We start from the raw sequence: 17,058 nt of genomic DNA, 5'->3' as shown, positions 1-17,058 counted from the left end.
TTCCAGTGGAACACTGGTCATTGGCAGGCCTGATGGAATGCGCTAAGAACAGTTTATGCCGTCAAGCTGGTAAATAGTCCGGAAATGGTCTCTTAATTCATGAAAGACATCGGCCCAGTACCTTAAAGGGGGCGGCATTTGTATGGGGTTATTATCAAGATGAGTGTCCATTGAGCTCTTTCATTTTGAATATTTAAAGTGTGTGTCCTTGTTATAGCCTGAGCCCTTGTTGGAGTCTTAGAGGGGACATTTGTTTGGGGTTATTATCAAGATGAGTGTCCATTGAGCCCTTTTATTTTGAGTATTTAAAGTGTGTGTCCTTGCTAGAGAAAGAGGGGGGATAGCAGTCAGCAAGATCCAATGGTTAAGTATTTCTCAACAGGGTAAGCGTTGGGTGACCATTCTACTTATGCTGGCGAATTACTCTTTACTATCGGCTGACAACTTCATGTTTTGATAAACCGCCTCTAAACTCTGTTGTGCTATTCGTAAAATAGGGAGGTAGTTTTCAAGGTCGGCGACACTTTTTCGGCTTTTAGGACAGTGACAAAATAACGCAGCCATAAAATTACCTAGCTGATCATAAAGCGGAAGGGCTATCGCGACCATGCCGTCGATAAACTCTTCATCATCGACACTGTATCCGCGCCGTTGAATGGTATTGAGCTCTTTTTTAAGACGCTGCTTGTCGATAACGGTGTTTTTGGCGCATTGAGATAGCTCTAATTTACTTAGAACACGACGAAGTTGTGGTGGGGTGAGAGTGCTTAAGAACAGCTTACCACTGGCTGATGCCCATAAAGGCGTTGGAAAACCAACAGGGATGACGATTTGCAGTGGCCAGTTAGTTTGAATCCGATCGTAATACACCATGTGTGGGTTAGCGTCGTCATTAGCTAGCGCTAAACCACAGGTTTCTTTAAGTTTACGGGACAGACCATGTAGGATGGCTTGACGTTGTAACTTGTGTTGGTTGGTCCATCTTACATCCAAGGCGATGGACAGCATTTGAGAACCTGGGTAAAAGTGCCCTCGTTCATCCAGTTGAACGTAGTTAGCTTCTTCAAGTTGTTGCAGCAAACGATGGCAAGTGGGTTTTGGGATGCCAGATTCAAAGATGATATCAGAGGCGGCGATAGGGCTCTTCGCTTCACTAATACGTTCAATAACATTGATAAGACGATCAACTGAATTTACTTTTTCCGACACCTTTGCTTCCTTTTAATGGCGAACCCTATAATGACATCCTTTGATACCACGTAAACTGCGGTGATGTGGGCTACAGCCGCTTTATAGTCCCAGAGTCTTCATCGAGTTTCAACTGGTTAGCGGTTCAATAACGTGTTTCAAATTTGGTAATGCGACTGAATTAATCAAAAACTCTTCTCGCCCTGGCGTTGGTGCATCTAAAACAAGCAATTGTCCTGATAGAGGGTAAAGGTGCGCTTCTTGAATACTCAGTTCAAAATTGGCTGTGGTAACAAATAATGTGTTGAAATCGTTACCTCCAAAAGTGCAGCGAGTGGCGTGCTTTACTGGCAAGTCGATTTCATCAATAAGTGTTGAAGTGCCGATTTGTTGCTGTGAGGGGGCATAATAAGAGAGCATGCCACGCTCCCAGTGGCAGATATAGAGATTGCCTTGACGGTCGACGGCGAGTCCATCGGGGTACCCTTTGCTTTGTTCGAACTCCACAAAAACGGACTTATCGAGAATACGGCTCATGGTGTCATCTAATTGGTATTCATAGACTTTCCGTTGAAACATGTTGGAGCAATAGGCGCGCTTTAGTACGGGGTTGAATGCAATACCATTGGCAACACTAAACCCTGAATCCATTTCTTTCGCCGTGCCTTGTGTTAGTTGATAGAGCTTGCCATCTGGTGCTTCAAGATGAGTGTGATTCATGGAGCCAAACCATAAGGCACCCGTTGGTGAGGTGACAGCGTCGTTAAGATGGAGGTGAGCAGTATCGAAGCAAGGGTCTGAGAGAGGGGTGAATGTATCGAAATTCACTGAGCAATAAAATAGTCCCTGTTTGCTTGCGCAGACCCATCCATTGTCATCGCAACGTGCGATGGCAGTGATATCAAATGGGGTTGTCACCGTATTCAGTGTCCTTGTGCTTAGCGAGTATTCGTAGATCTCCTGTCCTGCTGCTTCTACCCATACCACACTATTAGTGTCTGGTTTCCATATCGGGGATTCTCCGATCTTTGTCACAACATTTTCTACCGCATGCATATTTAATTACCCATATATCGATACTATTTGTATCAATATAGATTTATTATGTTGTGAGTGAAAATTTGATAGGAGAGTTTGTGAAGCAGCGCAGAACAGAGCAATGGCGAGAATGATGTTATTTTGCTTTGTCGATTAGAGTTAGGGTGATTAGCCGCAGTTTGTTATTTTGCCAATAGAAAGTACGATAGATGCCAACCAGCGCGCTAACGGAATGAGAACCGCCCTATGCTTAATTATATCGAACCTGTATTTAGACCGCCTTCAGAGTGGAAATCGTTGATACTTCAAGTGACGAATGGATGCAGCCACAATCGATGTACATTTTGTGATATGTACACCCAGCCCCAGAAAAAATTCAGACCGAAAAAACTTGAAGAAATAGCGCAAGAGTTACAGGTGATCGCAAAATCAGGCGCGCGAGTTCACCGGGTATTTCTGGCTGATGGTGATGCCATGACATTACCTTTTCGTCGCCTGCAAGAGATTTGTATGCTCATCAACCAATACTTGCCTCATGTTCAGCGAATTTCCAGTTACTGTTTACCACGCAACCTAACCAATAAAACAACAGAACAGTTGGCCGAGCTGCACCAGCTTGGGCTTAGCTTAATGTATATCGGCTGTGAAAGTGGTGATGACGAAGTATTAAAGAGAGTGCAAAAGGGCGAGAGCTTTGACTCTTCGCTTGCGGCACTTAATAAAATTAAAGCCGCCGGAATGAAAAGTTCGGTGATGATCTTGAATGGACTTGGTGGTCCTACTCTGAGTAAACAACATGCATTGAACTCGGCGAAATTAATGAATGCAGCTCAACCAGATTACTTATCTACCTTGGTTGTATCCTTTCCATTCGGCGAAGAACGTGTCGCCACGGCATTTAATGGTGAGTTTCGTCAGTTGACGCAACCAGAGTTGTTCGCTGAAATTCGTTGTTTGTTAGAAAACTTACAGCTGGAAAAGACAATTTTCCGCTCTGATCATGCGTCTAATTACCTAGTATTGAAAGGCATTTTAGGCCGAGATAAGCAAGCGTTGTTGCAAAAAGTCGAGTTGGCTATTAACCATCCAGAGCAGATTCCACTGCGTCAGGAATGGCAGCGAGGCTTATGAACTAGGGCCAATGTTACTCGTTGATTTTGACAATTTCACAAACTTGTATAAAAACGGCGTTTGTCATAATAGGGGTGGGAAAGGTTATAACCTTTTGAATACTAAGTATTAATGCTCATATTTTTGTTGGTCATGGTGTGTTTTTTACAGAGTGGTTTTGTAAAATTGACAGTGTAAAAATTTCGTTGTGAAATTGTTGTCAAAAAAGCGCTATGCTACTTAACAAGCAATAACGATGACGAATTAGCACCAACGTTTAGGGGATTTGCTTAAGTTTTTATCCATTAGCTTTGAAGGAATAGACTATGAATATGCAGACATTCGATAAAACAGAACAACATCACACACATAATTTTATCGCAGAAGCTGTGTTTGCCGTGGAAATGGTCAAATCTAATGAGCTGACGCAAAAGCAAAAAATGGCGAAACAACTTCTTGATACCTTATTCCCGCTAGATAATGGCTCTCATGAAGATGTGGTGAGCTACGAAATTAACTACCGTCATGTACAGGCTTATTTCAAAAATGGCCAGCACTGTGGCCTTAAGCATGCTAAACGCTTTGTCGCTTATACCGGTGATAAATGCGCGCCGGACTCCATTTTACTTCGTGATGAAAGTGGGACGCATGTAGAAGTAACAATGGGCCGTCGTAAAGGTACAGGATGTCTTGAGTTTGTCACTATTGAAGATATTCAGCTTGAAACCTGTACAACATTTGGACAAGCAGAAGGGTACAATGGGACGGGCCTTCGCCATTGGGTAAGTTTGGTGAAGGGGGATGAAAAGTGTCGCCCAAAAACGAGTAATGAAGATAAAGAATACACTGCGAAAAACGGTGATGACTATGCACTAGGTTTTGCGTTTTCTTTTTAATGCACTAATCTATCGGTAATATAATTTAACAATGAGCCAGAGAAGTGTCTTCTCTGGCTCATTGTTTAGACCTTTAATGCTACGTCGCCAGCGCGGCTTCGTGCATAACTTCTCCAGATAGCTAAATATATCGCTAAATCCGCCAGCCGAATCGACATGCCTAGTCACCTTCCTGTATTCTCGCACTTATTCGTAGTCCCCTGTACTTTGCACTTCGTATTTACTGCTCAGGATCCAATAACGTGGCTGATTATTTTCCCATCGATATACCTTTTGAATCACGATACCAATGTTGGTTTTGTGGCGAGCCCAGCAGTGGGACGTTACGATGCCCTCTGTCCATCAGTGGCGGAATTGAGTTGCCCACTTGTACTGAGTGCGCTTCTTTTACCGATAAAAAAGTAACGATGACGATTTGGCCGCTTCGTTTGCATATAAAGGATCGTCTTCTTAATAAGTATGCGAAACATCTTGGTATCGGTGTAAATTGGACCAAGGAAGAGCTGGAGCAGTCGCAACTAGAAGGCGCGATTTTTGAAGGTTTTAGAGCAAGCGCATGGAAAATGTATGAAATTGCGCGCGAAAGGGTCGATTTTCAGGGCTGGATGCTGACGGTAGATGGCACTGCAGTGGAGTCGTGTGATGATACTTTCTTTTTTGAATTTCAAGGCACTCGGTTTTTAAATGTCAAGTCAGCCTTGGCTTTCTATGTGAAATCAGAGGGAGTGGATGAAGCGCTGCTTACTGGTCTATTTGATATTCTAGGTAAGGAGCAGTTTGAATACTGTTTACGAATTGCGCGATTAAATCCAAGGCCGACACAAAAACTAAGAGGCCAATTGTTATGTGAGGTTGAGCAACAACGTCGAGAAACGGACCAAGCCCAAAAGCGGTCAAACACGCAGCTGAATTGCGTGGATGTCAGTACTATTCAGACAGTGAGGCTCAACAACATCATGGTTGAAGCTGAAGCAATCGCATGGATGATGAACCGATCGATAGCGAACCTTCATCAGTTGTCGCACTTTGAAGACCGCTTCTTTGAGGAACATGAGCACTTAGGTGGGCCAAGAGCGTTTCAATTATTTGATGGTATTCAGTGTTATTTAGAAGCGCGTGAGGATAAATCCTGGGTTAATCATTCAGATCCCAACCAGTTAGTTTGGTCTCAATTGGCCCTTGAGACCTCTGCTTGCTGAGTAGATAGACAATCCGTTTGTGTTCACGTCATTGCTGAGCTTTACCTCATGACAAATCCATACACGTAAAGACCTGCCTTTTATTTGTGTTTTTTATAATATTTGCGTCTATATTTTAGTGGCTTATATATCGCATTGATATTTACAGAGAATTGACGTAACACCGTTTAGTCTCGAGTTTATTTTGCGTAAAGTTCACAGCCAAAAACGTTAACAGCGATATGAAAGGTATCGGGGAGTCAGTTCAACCAATGCTAACAACAATTTTAAGTTTTGATCGAGAAGGCGTAAGCGCCGAAGAGGTAGAGCGTTCACACCGAATGGCCGGCATCTGGTGCTTTATCTATGCCGTTGCATGGGCATTTGTCTCTTATCAACTTGACCCAGCCGTACCTTATGATGCGATTGAAGCCTTAAATTGGGCCAGTAACGGTGAGTGGGGTAGCCCAAATAACCCTTGGTTTGTTGGATTTTTTGCTCGTGTTCTTCTAGTGTCTCCTTCAACAGAGTTTGCCTCGGCGTTTTGGTATGTTGGTCATTTCAGTGTGATTGCCTTAGGTATGCTCGGTTGTTACCGTTTGGCGTACAAACTAACCGATTCTGTCGCTCTAGCATGGTTGGGGCTATTAACGCTGAACCTTTCTGGTGTCATTAACTTTGAGGCAATCCCATATAACGACAATTACTTGTTGTTTGGCTCTTGGTCATGGTTATTGTTGATGTTTACCAAAGCGGTGTATGAGAATCCAAAGTGGTGGGTTCCATTTGGTATCCTTGCGGGTTGTTCTGCAATGGCGAAGTACACCACTTTCGCGCCTGTAGCCATGGTGTTTATTGTGAGCTTAGCAGTGCCAAGTGTCCGCAAAGCATGGAAACAACCAATGTTTTACGCGGGCATTGCGGCATTTATTGCTCTGGTACTGCCAAACTTTTTTTGGCTGTTTGCTAATAACTTCTCTTCACTTAAGTGGGTGAGTGGGCAAGTATCGGCACAGTTAAGCCCAGGTAGTTGGTTGGCGCTGCTTTCCGTGTTTTATCCTTTTATTCTCCTTGCAGGATTGCTAGGCAAGAATGCGTTTCGCTTTAGATCTTCCATTCCAGAAAAAGTATGGCTAAACACGTTTGTTCTACTCGCGCCGCTCATTGTGATTATGGGTTGGTTTACCTTCCATAAAGGTGGACGATTAGTCGAGTGGTTGCACCCATTCTTTATGCCTGCTCCTGCTGTTTTAGTGGCTTATCTGTCAACGCAAATCCACGGTCAACTGCGCGGTGCGTTTAAAGTGCTGTCTGTTATGGCGTTGGTGATTATTACTGGTTATGCATCGGTGATGATTTTTAACGTGAAGAATGCTGGGCAAGACTTTATTGGTATTAAGACACTGAGCAATCAAGCGAAGCAGTATTGGGATGAAAATACCGACGCAGAGCTTACGTTAGTGGGTGGCAGTGAGCTTTCTGAATGGCTGACGTTTTATATCGCACCTCACCCAAAAATGACGAATCAATGGAATAACGATACGCTGCCGAATGTTTATAACCGTCACATCACCGCAGACAAAATCCGTGCGCAAGGTGTATTGCTACTAGGCTATGCCGGGCAAGGTTGCCATGATGGTGCGTTTTCTCGGTTCACGAATGAGTGGCCCCAGTTTAGCGTAGATGTTCAAAAAGAAGTGATATTTCAAGATTCACCACAAGAGCCAGAAGAGCCAATCTGTATCGGCGTGGTCAAGCCTCAATAAATAGACGCTAATTGAAAAGTTACAGAAGATAAGAAATGGCTCGTTTAACTAACGAGCCATTTTTATGTCTGTGGGTATGTACTATTACTCGTTAACTTTGTTCAGCGTGTGTAATCAACGTATGCGCATTAGCAGATGTTTCTAAGGCGTGAGATCGTTAGTAGGTGCTCGCCTTATGCGACGCGAATCCCTTCCAGGTGTTGTTGACATTGCTGTCTAGCGGTGGAGAAAAATGCTTGCAGGTAATGCTTGTCCTTTTCGCTGTGCCTAACTGCAGCATACAGCCTTCGCCAGAGTCCTTCTCCGAGTGGTTTACTGGTAATTAACCCTTGTCTTGAGAATTCGCTCACCGCCCAATTCGGTAGCGCTGCAACACCAAGACCAGCAGAGACCATTTGAATTAGCATTAAGGTATTGTCTGCTTGTTTCCATCGCTGTGGTTCCACTCCTGCGGGGGTAAGGAAGTGCTTCACAATGTCGAGACGCTGCTTTTGCACTGGGTAAGTGAGCAACGTTTGGTCGGTAATGTCATTGGGTTCAATGCGATCTTTCTCGGCTAGAGGGTGTGAAATTGATGTCACTAAGCGCATTTCAAAATCGAACAAGGCTTCGTAGTGCACTTCTGATCGCGGTTGGATATCGGAGGTAATAACAAGGTCGAGTTCGCCAGCGACTAATGCGGGTAGAGGCTCAAAGCCAAAACCGGAAGAGAAATCCAACTCCACGTGTGGCCAAGCAAGTTGATATTCTTTGAGTGCAGGCATGAGCCATTGAAAACAAGAATGGCAGTCGATAGCCATGTGAAGACGACCATGTATGTCTTCTCTTAATCCCGCCAACTCGCCTTCTGCTTGCGCGAATCGAGGCAAAATTTCATTGGCGAGCTTTAACAAAATCTCGCCTTCTGAGGTAAATTTTACTGGGCGAGTTTTTCGAATAAACAGCGGTGCACTAATCCGTGTTTCTAGATCTTTAAGTTGATGGGAGAGTGCCGACTGAGTCAGGTGTAGTGAGGTTGCTGTCGCAGTAAGCGACCCCGTGTCTCGCAATGTTGCTAATGTTTTTAGATGCTTAAGCTCTATCATGACTGTCCCTAATCTTTATCCCTGAGGACTAACTTAACGCGAATTCTTCCTTAAGTAAACGTCTAGACGGCTATAACTCATTACTAAAGATGTTGAAAATAATTCATAACCAAGGTGAATTAATTGGAGTTGTTTTATATTGAATGGTGCGGGATAGTTTAGACATCTGGACTGCTTAATAAGGAATATCACCATGACAACAACACATATTTTGGGTTACCCACGAGTTGGCGAGAAACGCGAGCTGAAATTTGCACTTGAACAGTACTGGAAAGGTGAGACAGACGTAAAAGCACTGCAACAGGTGGCGTCTGGTATTCGCAAAAAGAACTGGGTACTTCAGCAAGATAATGCATTGTCGTTTACCACTGCTGGCGATTTCGCTTGGTATGACCATGTACTCGGAACAAGCTTGTTGTTGGGTCATGTCCCTAAGCGCCATCAACGCGGCTTCCCTGATCTTGATACGCTATTTCGCGTTGGTAGAGGGCAGTCACAAGCCAGTTGTGGGTGCTCAGGTGAAGCCGCATCAGACATGACCAAATGGTTTAATACTAACTATCATTACATCGTGCCGGAATTCACTGCCGATGATAAGTTTGAATTGAGCTGGACTCAGTTATTTGATGAGATTAGTGAAGCGAAGCAGCAAGGCCATAATGTTAAGCCAGTATTGCTTGGGCCGTTGAGTTATTTGTACCTTGGTAAAGAAGTGGAAGAGGGCTTTGACCGATTAGCTCTGCTGCCAAGACTGCTTACCGCTTACCAAGCTATTTTCACCAAATTTGAAAAGTTGGGTGTGGAATGGGTACAAATTGATGAGCCTATATTGGCACTTGAGCTTGAGTCGAAATGGCTAGATAGCTTTAAATTGGTATATCAAGTTATTAGAAGCGATGTAAAGGTGCTACTCACTACTTATTTTGATTCTATTGTTGATGTATTACCAACCATTACCGAGCTGGATGTTGATGGCCTACATATTGATTTAGCGGCAGCGCCTGAGCAACTTGATGACGTCGTGAAAGCACTGCCAAGTCAATGGGTGCTATCTGCTGGTGTGATCAATGGGCGTAATGTTTGGCGTGCTAACCTTCATAGTAAGTTGAGTGCTCTACGTGATGCGAAACTGCAACTAGGCGAGCGCCTTTGGGTAGCAACCTCGTGTTCTTTGTTACACAGCCCGGTAGATTTAGATCTTGAGACTAAATTATCTGACGAAACGAAAAACTGGTTTGCTTTTGCTAAACAAAAAGTTTCCGAAGTCAGTTGGTTATCTAGAGCGCTTGAAGGCGATGAAAAAGCGGTTGAATATTGTGCTCAGTACAGTCAACCGATTATTGACCGTGAGCTTTCTACTTGGGTCAATAAGGCCAGTGTACAGCAGAGACTCGCTGGCTTGAATGCGAACGATGCTAACCGTAGTGCTGTGTACGCAGAGCGAGCTCATCACCAAAAAGAAGTGCTTAAACTGCCATTGTTGCCGACGACGACGATTGGCTCATTCCCGCAAACCAGCGAAGTAAGACAAACTCGAGCTGCGTTTAAGCGTGGTGATATTACCCAAGCGCAATACAAAGAAGCAATCCAAGGGTTTATTCAAGATACCGTGAAGCGCCAAGAGGAGATTGGCTTAGACGTGTTGGTTCATGGCGAAGCCGAACGTAACGATATGGTGGAGTACTTCGCAGAAAACCTGTCAGGCTTTCAAACCACGCAATTTGGTTGGGTACAAAGCTACGGCTCTCGCTGTGTAAAACCGGCGATTGTTGTTGCCGATATTGAGCGTGAAGCACCGATGACCGTAGATTGGACCTGCTATGCTCAATCGTTAACTGAAAAACCGATGAAAGGGATGCTGACAGGCCCTGTTACCATCTTATGTTGGACCTTCCCGCGTGAAGATGTGACAAGAGAAACCATTACCAATCAGTTAGCGTTTGCTTTGCAAGATGAAGTATCCGATCTGCAATCGGCTGGTATTAATATCATTCAAATTGATGAACCTGCTATTCGTGAGGGGTTGCCGCTAAAAACCAGAGATCATGCAGAATATTTAAACTGGGCGGTAAATGCGTTTAAAGTTTCAGCAGCCAGTGCTAAACCTGAAACTCAAATCCACACTCATATGTGTTATAGCGAATTCAATGAAATTATTGATTCGGTAGCCGCATTGGATGCCGATGTCATTACCATAGAGACATCTCGTTCGAACATGGAATTGCTTAATGCGTTTGAAGCATTTAACTATCCGAATGAAATTGGGCCGGGCGTCTACGATATTCATTCACCCAACGTACCTGATGTGGAATGGATTGAGCAGCTGATTGAAAAAGCGGCGACACGTATTCCGGTAGAGCGCTTATGGGTGAACCCGGATTGTGGTTTGAAAACTCGAAACTGGCAGGAGACAGAGACCTCGTTGAAGCACTTGGTTGAAGCGGCAAAACGTTTACGAACGACACTCGCGTAGCAGCAATACACTAGCGATGAAGTTCATGTCATCAAACTGAAAATGGCTTGCATCTGCAAGCCATTTTTTTGTGTCGAACTTAATAGTAATTGAGTGCGTAGTATTATTTTGTTGCGGGTTGAGCCGCTGATTTTGACGGCTGGTCACAATACTGCTTCGTCACCATTTGGTCGACCATCATCTGTCCGCGAGTATTGCGCATCATGATGCGATAGGTCAGCCCTAAGTCGAGATTCGCTTTTACTTCTCTATCGGTACAATAAAAGTTCATGCTGTTATGCAAGACTTCATCAATGGGCTTTGCCCCTCTCGCATCTGTATTGTATAACATCATGATTTCTACGGTACCTTTACTGGCAGACGCTTTCATGATGGAAAGAGGACCATGCTCGATCGGTAAACCAGAAGATAAAATACTGGCTCGGCTTTGCGCGAGCATTTCCAGCTGACGCTGCTCATCGTCACCTTTGCTTGAACAGCCAGCAAGTGAGGTAATGGCAGCAAGTGACAACCAAATAACGCGACTTTTCAAAAGAGATTTCATGATATTAGAATACTTTTTTAAAAGGTTTTACGATAACGCTATGATAAACGCCAGCATCAATATAAGGGTCGCTATCCGCCCATGCTTGTGCATCTGCTAAAGAGTTAAACTCTGCAATGACGGTTGAACCGGTAAAACCTGCATCGCCAGGGTTATCGCTATCAATAGCAGGCATTGGCCCTGCGGTTAACAGGCGTCCTTCATCTTGAAGTTGTTGTAGCCTGGCGAGATGCTGAGGACGAACACTCATACGTTTCTCAAGTGAGTTTTCTACGTCTTGAGAAAAAATGACATACCACATATTTGGTTCCTTCAAATCATTAAGTCGTGACAAATGGTGCGGTTATATCGTTAGCGATGGGTCGTTCCGCTCTTTGACGACGGAAACGTAACTTGGCTATTGCTAACGTACAGAGAAAAATAACGCGCACGATACCTATGGCTATACGATGTCACTTTTTAGCGTAAAAGTCATCGTCCACTGATGCTTAATTTGGATTAATTGGACGTGGTCTCCCATTTCCATCAATGGCAACGTAATGAAACGTCCCTTCACAGACTTGATAGCGCTCACCAACACCTTCTGTTGTCACAGGCTTAACCCAGACTTCAAGGTTTATAGACATCGACGTATTACCGATTTTAGTACATTCGCCGTAGCAGCACACTACGTCACCCACTTTTACAGGGTGCTTAAATGTGATACCAGAAACCGAAACTGTAGCGATTCGACCGTGAGAGATTTCTTTTGCAAGAATACCGCCTGCTAAGTCGAGTTGAGACATGATCCAGCCACCGAAAATATCGCCGTTTGCATTAGTATTTTCCGGCATAGCCAGCGTACGGATGATTAATTGACCTTTAGGAGTGGTCGTAATTGTATTTGTCATGATGATAAGCTTCCAAAAAGCAAAACAGCGACCCTAAGGTCGCTGCAATTCAGATATGGTGCGGAGTATACAAAATCCGCACAGCGAATCAAGACATGTGATCTTCATTCTCACTTTTGGTTGGTTTACCGTCTTCGTCTTTTGGCATGTATTTGTAGATGTAGACACCGGTTACGACCGTAAAGCCGAGCGTGGCAGCTAATAGACCAAAGACTTTAAAGTTCACCCATACATCGAGTGGAAACTCATAAGCGACATAAACGTTTAGGCCAGCACAAAACGAGAAAAACGCTACCCAAGCCCAAGTCACCTTCGCCCAGACGTGATCGGGTAAGGTGATTTCTTTGCCCAGCATGCCTTTAATAGCGCTACGGCCAATGGCATGGCTTACTGCGAGACCAATTGCAAAAATAGTGTACACGATGGTGACTTTCCATTTAATGAAATTGTCATCATGTAAGAAAATAGTCATGCCACCAAATACGGCGACCATTAGAAAGGTGATGACCTGCATCTTTTCTACTTTTTTATAAAGGAAGTAGGTTAAGACAATTTGTACTGCTGTCGCAGCGATGAGTGCGCCTGTTGCGACATAGATGTCCTGCATTTTATACAGCACAAAGAAAATAATCAGGGGAATAAAATCAATAAGTTGCTTCATGTTTCTTGCAAACCTTGCAGTAATAATTGACGACAGTGTAACCAAAACTTTAAGAATACAAAACCATTAGAGACAATTAGAAACAATACTATTCCTTCCGTCCTTGCATTGTAAGAGGAAAGGTAAGCGGTAAACGGGTTCTAGACGCTTGTTTTATAGACAAAGTGTAAATAATGGGATGGGTAACAAAGTGTGCCGTAATAATTTAGGTGAGTAACAAATAACGTCGTTAGGTAACAGATACCGCGAAATTAAAGGCTAATTTGACAGTGAGTAGCCATGCGAGCAAATAGTAATGAAAGTAAACAGCAATGCAAGGCGGTTCGTGACAACCTTGCATTGAATATACTCGCTTAAACACGTTACTCTGCGATGGGTTTTTTCAGTCCAGAAATTGTGGCGTATTGTGGCGGGTGAAGGTCTTGTGGCTTGATTTGTACCCGAGCATCACTGGCTCTGCAGACTCCATCGGTATCACCGCCATTGGCTCTGACGTATTTGTGAAGCCCGGCTAAGCCGTCTTTATAATAAGAATCAAGCTTTCCACGGTAGCCATAGTACGTACATTTGTTATAACCCCAGCCATACATGTAATCCGCTAAGGCTTGTGCAAAGCTGCGTTTGCCATCAAACCACGATGCGCTGTTGCAGTTATAGCATTTAATTTTTCCAGAGAAGGTTTTTGGAAGACCATTTTCTTTTAACCTATCGACAACATATCGGTGCCCGACGGTGGTTCCCCAGCTTTTTGCCATTGAAATACTTTCTTTTCCTGGGAAACCATGGCCTCGGATATAAATTTGGTCGTCATTAGCAATATTCATCAACTCTGGAATTTTGACGCCAGGTTGATACCAAACCTGTATGGCTTCTTTTTGCTTTACTGTCCATAAATACTGAATCCAACGATGGTTCTTACGTCTTGTTGGGCTGGTGGCATAGGTGCCATGTTCGTCTTGATAGTCACCGTATTCTAGCCACGCTCTACCATCTGTTGTTGGGGTTGGCATGTAAAAAATAATCTTTCCCATATTATCCTCGACGTCCTTTTCGTAGTTTCTCTGTTGACGGTATGTTCCTTTAGATCTCTTAGTAAGCCAGATCATGAGGCATAAGTATTATGACCTAACCATAGTTGAAGAGTAGCAATTACACGAGTTAATTGAATAAAAAAACAGAATTAAAGTTACAATAACCCCTTAATTTTTAAGTGGTTTTTACATATCTCCCCTCGGGTAGTAATAGGTTTTCTATGGTTTTCATCGCTATCTGCGACCCATGCCACGTAATAAACCCATTTTCAAAGCGCTGATATAAATTTCGGTCGGTAAAGGGATATCTCGAATTACTACCTTCGATGATACTGAGTGTTGTTCACAAAAATTAATTAATTTGTATACAATTGTTGTGCTATATATCTACAATTGATGGGGTGTATTTGCAGGAGGCATAGAATGGACGTAGTGAAGGTAGGGATTATCGACAGAGTGTTGATGAATGTGAGTATGGACTGGAAGCTATTGCTACCCAGTATATTAGCGAATTTAGCTCTAGGGGGCGTTGGGGTAGCGGTGGTAGTCAGCACTGACAACTTGACGTTCAATGAGCAGGTGTTTATCGCAATATTACTGCTTTCGATGCTGGTCATATCTCTATTAGCATGGGCAATAAAAAATAGCATTTTGCCTCTATTAGATCATGTTAAACAAGTCATGCATGACGTGAATTCTGGAAGCATTGATGCACGGATTGGCTTTTCTGGTTCTGACGAGTTTGGACAAATTGGTGAAGCGACAGATGCAACGCTCGACAAGCTGGTGACATTGCTAAAAGACATGTCCTTTGCGGTTGATGAACTAAGAGATGTCTCCAATCAGTTGGATATTTTATCTGCTGATACCTTGAAGAATGTAATCAGTCAGGATGAACACGTCGATCGAACTCGTAGGGAAATCGGGTTAATGACGCAGACCGCTGAATGTAATACCAGTAGTGCTTCTACGGCGCTTGTGTCTATTGAGTCGTTATCAAGCAGTATACAAGTGGTGAGGCATAATATTTCAACTATAGCGGATAGCGTACAAGGATTAGCGGCAGACGCTAAAGCGGTATCTACTGCGAGCCAGCAGATGAGCGCTGCTGTCAATAAGGCCACTCAGTCGGTCGCGTTAATTGAAAAAATTTCAGAGCAAACCAATTTATTAGCACTTAATGCCGCTATCGAAGCGGCGAGAGCGGGAGAGTTTGGGCGAGGGTTTTCTGTGGTTGCCGAACAAGTTCGTGAGTTGTCAGAAACATCCCGTCATTCAGTGTTGGATATTAAAGATATGAATCAAGAATTGATGCACGTGTCAGACGGATTACAAGCGCGAATAGCAAAGAGTAATGACAAGATAGCGAACTTGATGTCAAGTTGTCGTGAATCGGAAGCGAGGTTTGTCGGTATTTCTGATGATATAGAGCAGTTGATACATTTTGGTCGAGAGGTAAAAGGTCAGTCGGAGCAGTTATCTGGGTTAACCAACGACAATGCACAGCGGCTTAGCTTGTCAAAAACTAAGTTGCAGGACTGTATGAATAACATCCAGCAAAGTGTGGAATACAAAAATGCGTTACTGACGCTATCAACGACCATGGATAGGGTCATAGCTCGAGTCTAGTGTGGTACCTTTCTCTGGCGGGCTGATACAGCGATCCTCGATATAGGGTTCTAATAAGCGGTAAAAAAGCCGATCTTTAGAAGATCGGCTTTGGATTACGGATAAATGACAATAGGCAGCACTAGCACTGGCTCATGTGAGCAATTATGCGTTTTGCTTTTGTAATTCTATTTCTGTTTCTTCTTCTACAAGCGCATCAACAATGACTGCACATGCCGCATCACCTGTGATGTTAAGCGCGGTACGGATCATATCGAAGATACGGTCAAGAGCGAACAGAAGCGGTAGACCTTCGATTGGAATGCCTGCTGCAAGCAACACGGCAACCACTAGGAACGAAGGACCTGGAACACCTGCTTGACCTACTGCACCAAGAGTTGATGTCACGATGATTGCCACATACGCGCCCATTGATAAATCAATGTTGAACAGCTGAGCAAAGAAAATAGCAACCAAGCCATAATAGATTGCGTTACCAGACATGTTAATCGTTGCACCTAGCGGTAGAACGAAAGAGGCTGTTGAGTTACGAACACCTAGCTCTTTTTCACATGTTTCCATTGTTACAGGAAGTGTTGCCATTGAAGATGCTGTCGATAGGGCAACCGCTTGAGGCTTTTTCATTGCGCCAAGGAATTTCTTAGCTGACGTTTTGGTGAACACTTGAATAAGTAGCGGGTAAACCACAAAGCCAAAAATCAAAATCGCGGCGGTGTAAACCACAAACAGTTTGAACACGACCATCAATGCGCCAAAACCAAACGTACCAACGGCTTCAGCCATTAGACCAAATACGCCAATTGGAGCAATGATCATCACTTTGTTGATCATCCAAACCATGACATCAACAATTGAATTTACGCCGTTAAGAAGAGGATCGCGCTTTGATACTTCAAGTTTTGATAAACCAATACCGAAGAACAGGCAGAAAACGAGAATTTGCAGGATGTTTGCTTCATTCAGTGATTGGAAAACGTTGGTTGGGATCATGCCGGTTAGGGTGGCCCAGAAAGAAGGTAGATCACCTTTTGAAGCGTATTCAGTAGAGAACATGCCCTCGATACCAGCTGTGTCGATGTTGACACCCGGTTCGAAGATTTCACCCATGAATAGAGCCAGTGCAACAGCGAGTGCTGAAGTCAGGCCAAAAAATGCTAGCGTCGTCGCGCCAACTTTGCCTGCGTTACTACTGTTACCTAGTCCAGCCGCACCAGAAATAAGTGCTACCGCAACCAGTGGAATAACGAGCATTTTAATTAAATTGATGAAAATGGTACCGAGCGGCGCAAACATCGCAGCTGACTGACCCATCATCGCCCCAATCACGGTACCGAGAATCATCGCGATGACGACTTGGACACCGATATTTTTTATCATTGACTTGTCTTTTAACACTTCCTTAACCTCTGTGCTGTAAAATTGTAATACTCCAGTATAGTCTTCCATTAGAACGGTTAATGTTAGACTATTATTTCGAGTGATTTTTTACACTTTATTAGCACTTATAGCAACTGTTAGAAAACGAATAATGTAGGAAAACGCACAAATTGAGTGACGAGTGGTGAATTA

At 43.7% G+C, this 17,058-nt stretch carries 15 protein-coding genes; 6 read left to right on the top strand and 9 right to left on the bottom strand.

What is annotated here, in order from left to right; all coding sequences use genetic code 11:
* Positions 1-420: 420 nt before the first annotated feature.
* Complete coding sequence (locus L4D05_RS18440; protein ID WP_428753563.1) at positions 421-1,209, bottom strand: IclR family transcriptional regulator; 789 nt, start codon at positions 1,207-1,209, stop codon at positions 421-423.
* A 108-nt stretch (positions 1,210-1,317) separates the two neighbouring features.
* Positions 1,318-2,244, bottom strand: a complete 927-nt coding sequence (locus L4D05_RS18435) for an SMP-30/gluconolactonase/LRE family protein (protein ID WP_428794870.1) — start codon at positions 2,242-2,244, stop codon at positions 1,318-1,320.
* Positions 2,245-2,472: 228 nt separating this feature from the next.
* Between L4D05_RS18435 and L4D05_RS18430 the strand changes: the two genes are divergently transcribed.
* The 4 genes from L4D05_RS18430 to L4D05_RS18415 all read left to right on the top strand — a co-directional run bounded on the left by L4D05_RS18430 (position 2,473) and on the right by L4D05_RS18415 (position 7,176).
* Positions 2,473-3,357, top strand: a complete 885-nt coding sequence (locus L4D05_RS18430; protein WP_428794869.1) for a radical SAM protein — start codon at positions 2,473-2,475, stop codon at positions 3,355-3,357.
* A 305-nt stretch (positions 3,358-3,662) separates the two neighbouring features.
* Entirely contained in the window at positions 3,663-4,232 is a 570-nt protein-coding gene (locus L4D05_RS18425) for an aldolase/citrate lyase/malate synthase family protein (RefSeq protein ID WP_428794868.1), read from the top strand.
* 242 nt (positions 4,233-4,474) lie between these two features.
* Positions 4,475-5,431: a hypothetical protein gene (locus L4D05_RS18420; protein ID WP_428794867.1), complete on the top strand. Its 957-nt coding sequence runs from the start codon at positions 4,475-4,477 to the stop codon at positions 5,429-5,431.
* Between the two features lie 251 nt (positions 5,432-5,682).
* The gene (locus tag L4D05_RS18415) at positions 5,683-7,176 is read left to right on the top strand and encodes an ArnT family glycosyltransferase (RefSeq protein ID WP_428794866.1); all 1,494 of its coding nucleotides are present in this window, start codon (positions 5,683-5,685) and stop codon (positions 7,174-7,176) included.
* Positions 7,177-7,349: 173 nt separating this feature from the next.
* Here L4D05_RS18415 and metR read toward each other — a convergent pair whose 3' ends face one another.
* On the bottom strand, positions 7,350-8,261 hold the full coding sequence (gene metR / locus L4D05_RS18410) for an HTH-type transcriptional regulator MetR (RefSeq protein ID WP_428794865.1): 912 nt from the start codon (positions 8,259-8,261) through the stop codon (positions 7,350-7,352).
* Between the two features lie 193 nt (positions 8,262-8,454).
* Here metR and metE point away from each other — a divergent pair, with 193 nt between their 5' ends.
* A complete protein-coding gene (metE, locus tag L4D05_RS18405) occupies positions 8,455-10,734 on the top strand; it encodes a 5-methyltetrahydropteroyltriglutamate--homocysteine S-methyltransferase (protein WP_428794864.1) in 2,280 nt (759 codons plus the stop codon).
* A gap of 103 nt (positions 10,735-10,837) precedes the next feature.
* On the opposite strand, the gene L4D05_RS18400 is transcribed toward metE, so the two are convergent.
* From L4D05_RS18400 to L4D05_RS18380, 5 genes are all read right to left on the bottom strand, one after another.
* A complete protein-coding gene (locus tag L4D05_RS18400; RefSeq protein ID WP_428794863.1) occupies positions 10,838-11,278 on the bottom strand; it encodes a GspS/AspS pilotin family protein in 441 nt (146 codons plus the stop codon).
* 4 nt (positions 11,279-11,282) lie between these two features.
* Positions 11,283-11,579, bottom strand: coding sequence for a YciI family protein (locus tag L4D05_RS18395; protein ID WP_428794862.1), 297 nt, complete (start codon positions 11,577-11,579; stop codon positions 11,283-11,285).
* A 187-nt stretch (positions 11,580-11,766) separates the two neighbouring features.
* A complete protein-coding gene (yciA, locus tag L4D05_RS18390) occupies positions 11,767-12,168 on the bottom strand; it encodes an acyl-CoA thioester hydrolase YciA (RefSeq protein ID WP_250618213.1) in 402 nt (133 codons plus the stop codon).
* Positions 12,169-12,256: 88 nt separating this feature from the next.
* Entirely contained in the window at positions 12,257-12,829 is a 573-nt protein-coding gene (locus L4D05_RS18385) for a septation protein A (RefSeq protein ID WP_428794861.1), read from the bottom strand.
* Between the two features lie 362 nt (positions 12,830-13,191).
* On the bottom strand, positions 13,192-13,860 hold the full coding sequence (locus tag L4D05_RS18380; protein WP_428794860.1) for a hypothetical protein: 669 nt from the start codon (positions 13,858-13,860) through the stop codon (positions 13,192-13,194).
* Between the two features lie 423 nt (positions 13,861-14,283).
* Here L4D05_RS18380 and L4D05_RS18375 point away from each other — a divergent pair, with 423 nt between their 5' ends.
* Positions 14,284-15,489, top strand: a complete 1,206-nt coding sequence (locus L4D05_RS18375) for a methyl-accepting chemotaxis protein (protein WP_428794859.1) — start codon at positions 14,284-14,286, stop codon at positions 15,487-15,489.
* A gap of 144 nt (positions 15,490-15,633) precedes the next feature.
* Here L4D05_RS18375 and L4D05_RS18370 read toward each other — a convergent pair whose 3' ends face one another.
* Positions 15,634-16,935 (bottom strand): dicarboxylate/amino acid:cation symporter, encoded by a 1,302-nt coding sequence (locus L4D05_RS18370; protein ID WP_428794858.1) that lies wholly within the window; start codon positions 16,933-16,935, stop codon positions 15,634-15,636.
* Between the last annotated feature and the right edge of the window lie 123 nt (positions 16,936-17,058).

Origin of the sequence: Vibrio nomapromontoriensis (assembly GCF_050337205.1) — a bacterium.
Lineage (GTDB): Bacteria > Pseudomonadota > Gammaproteobacteria > Enterobacterales > Vibrionaceae > Vibrio > Vibrio nomapromontoriensis.
Note: the sequence above shows the minus strand (reverse complement) of the source record. Positions and strands in the feature narration are given on the sequence as shown.

Excerpts from the sequence above, each read along its gene's own strand:
- L4D05_RS18435 (WP_428794870.1), bottom strand. The coding sequence starts at position 2,244 with ATGCATGCGGTAGAAAATGTTGTGACAAAGATCGGAGAATCCCCGATA.
- L4D05_RS18430 (WP_428794869.1), top strand. The coding sequence starts at position 2,473 with ATGCTTAATTATATCGAACCTGTATTTAGACCGCCTTCAGAGTGGAAA.
- L4D05_RS18425 (WP_428794868.1), top strand. The coding sequence starts at position 3,663 with ATGAATATGCAGACATTCGATAAAACAGAACAACATCACACACATAAT.
- L4D05_RS18415 (WP_428794866.1), top strand. The coding sequence starts at position 5,683 with ATGCTAACAACAATTTTAAGTTTTGATCGAGAAGGCGTAAGCGCCGAA.
- metR (WP_428794865.1), bottom strand. The coding sequence starts at position 8,261 with ATGATAGAGCTTAAGCATCTAAAAACATTAGCAACATTGCGAGACACG.
- metE (WP_428794864.1), top strand. The coding sequence starts at position 8,455 with ATGACAACAACACATATTTTGGGTTACCCACGAGTTGGCGAGAAACGC.
- L4D05_RS18400 (WP_428794863.1), bottom strand. The coding sequence starts at position 11,278 with ATGAAATCTCTTTTGAAAAGTCGCGTTATTTGGTTGTCACTTGCTGCC.
- L4D05_RS18395 (WP_428794862.1), bottom strand. The coding sequence starts at position 11,579 with ATGTGGTATGTCATTTTTTCTCAAGACGTAGAAAACTCACTTGAGAAA.
- yciA (WP_250618213.1), bottom strand. The coding sequence starts at position 12,168 with ATGACAAATACAATTACGACCACTCCTAAAGGTCAATTAATCATCCGT.
- L4D05_RS18385 (WP_428794861.1), bottom strand. The coding sequence starts at position 12,829 with ATGAAGCAACTTATTGATTTTATTCCCCTGATTATTTTCTTTGTGCTG.
- L4D05_RS18380 (WP_428794860.1), bottom strand. The coding sequence starts at position 13,860 with ATGGGAAAGATTATTTTTTACATGCCAACCCCAACAACAGATGGTAGA.
- L4D05_RS18375 (WP_428794859.1), top strand. The coding sequence starts at position 14,284 with ATGGACGTAGTGAAGGTAGGGATTATCGACAGAGTGTTGATGAATGTG.
- L4D05_RS18370 (WP_428794858.1), bottom strand. The coding sequence starts at position 16,935 with ATGGAAGACTATACTGGAGTATTACAATTTTACAGCACAGAGGTTAAG.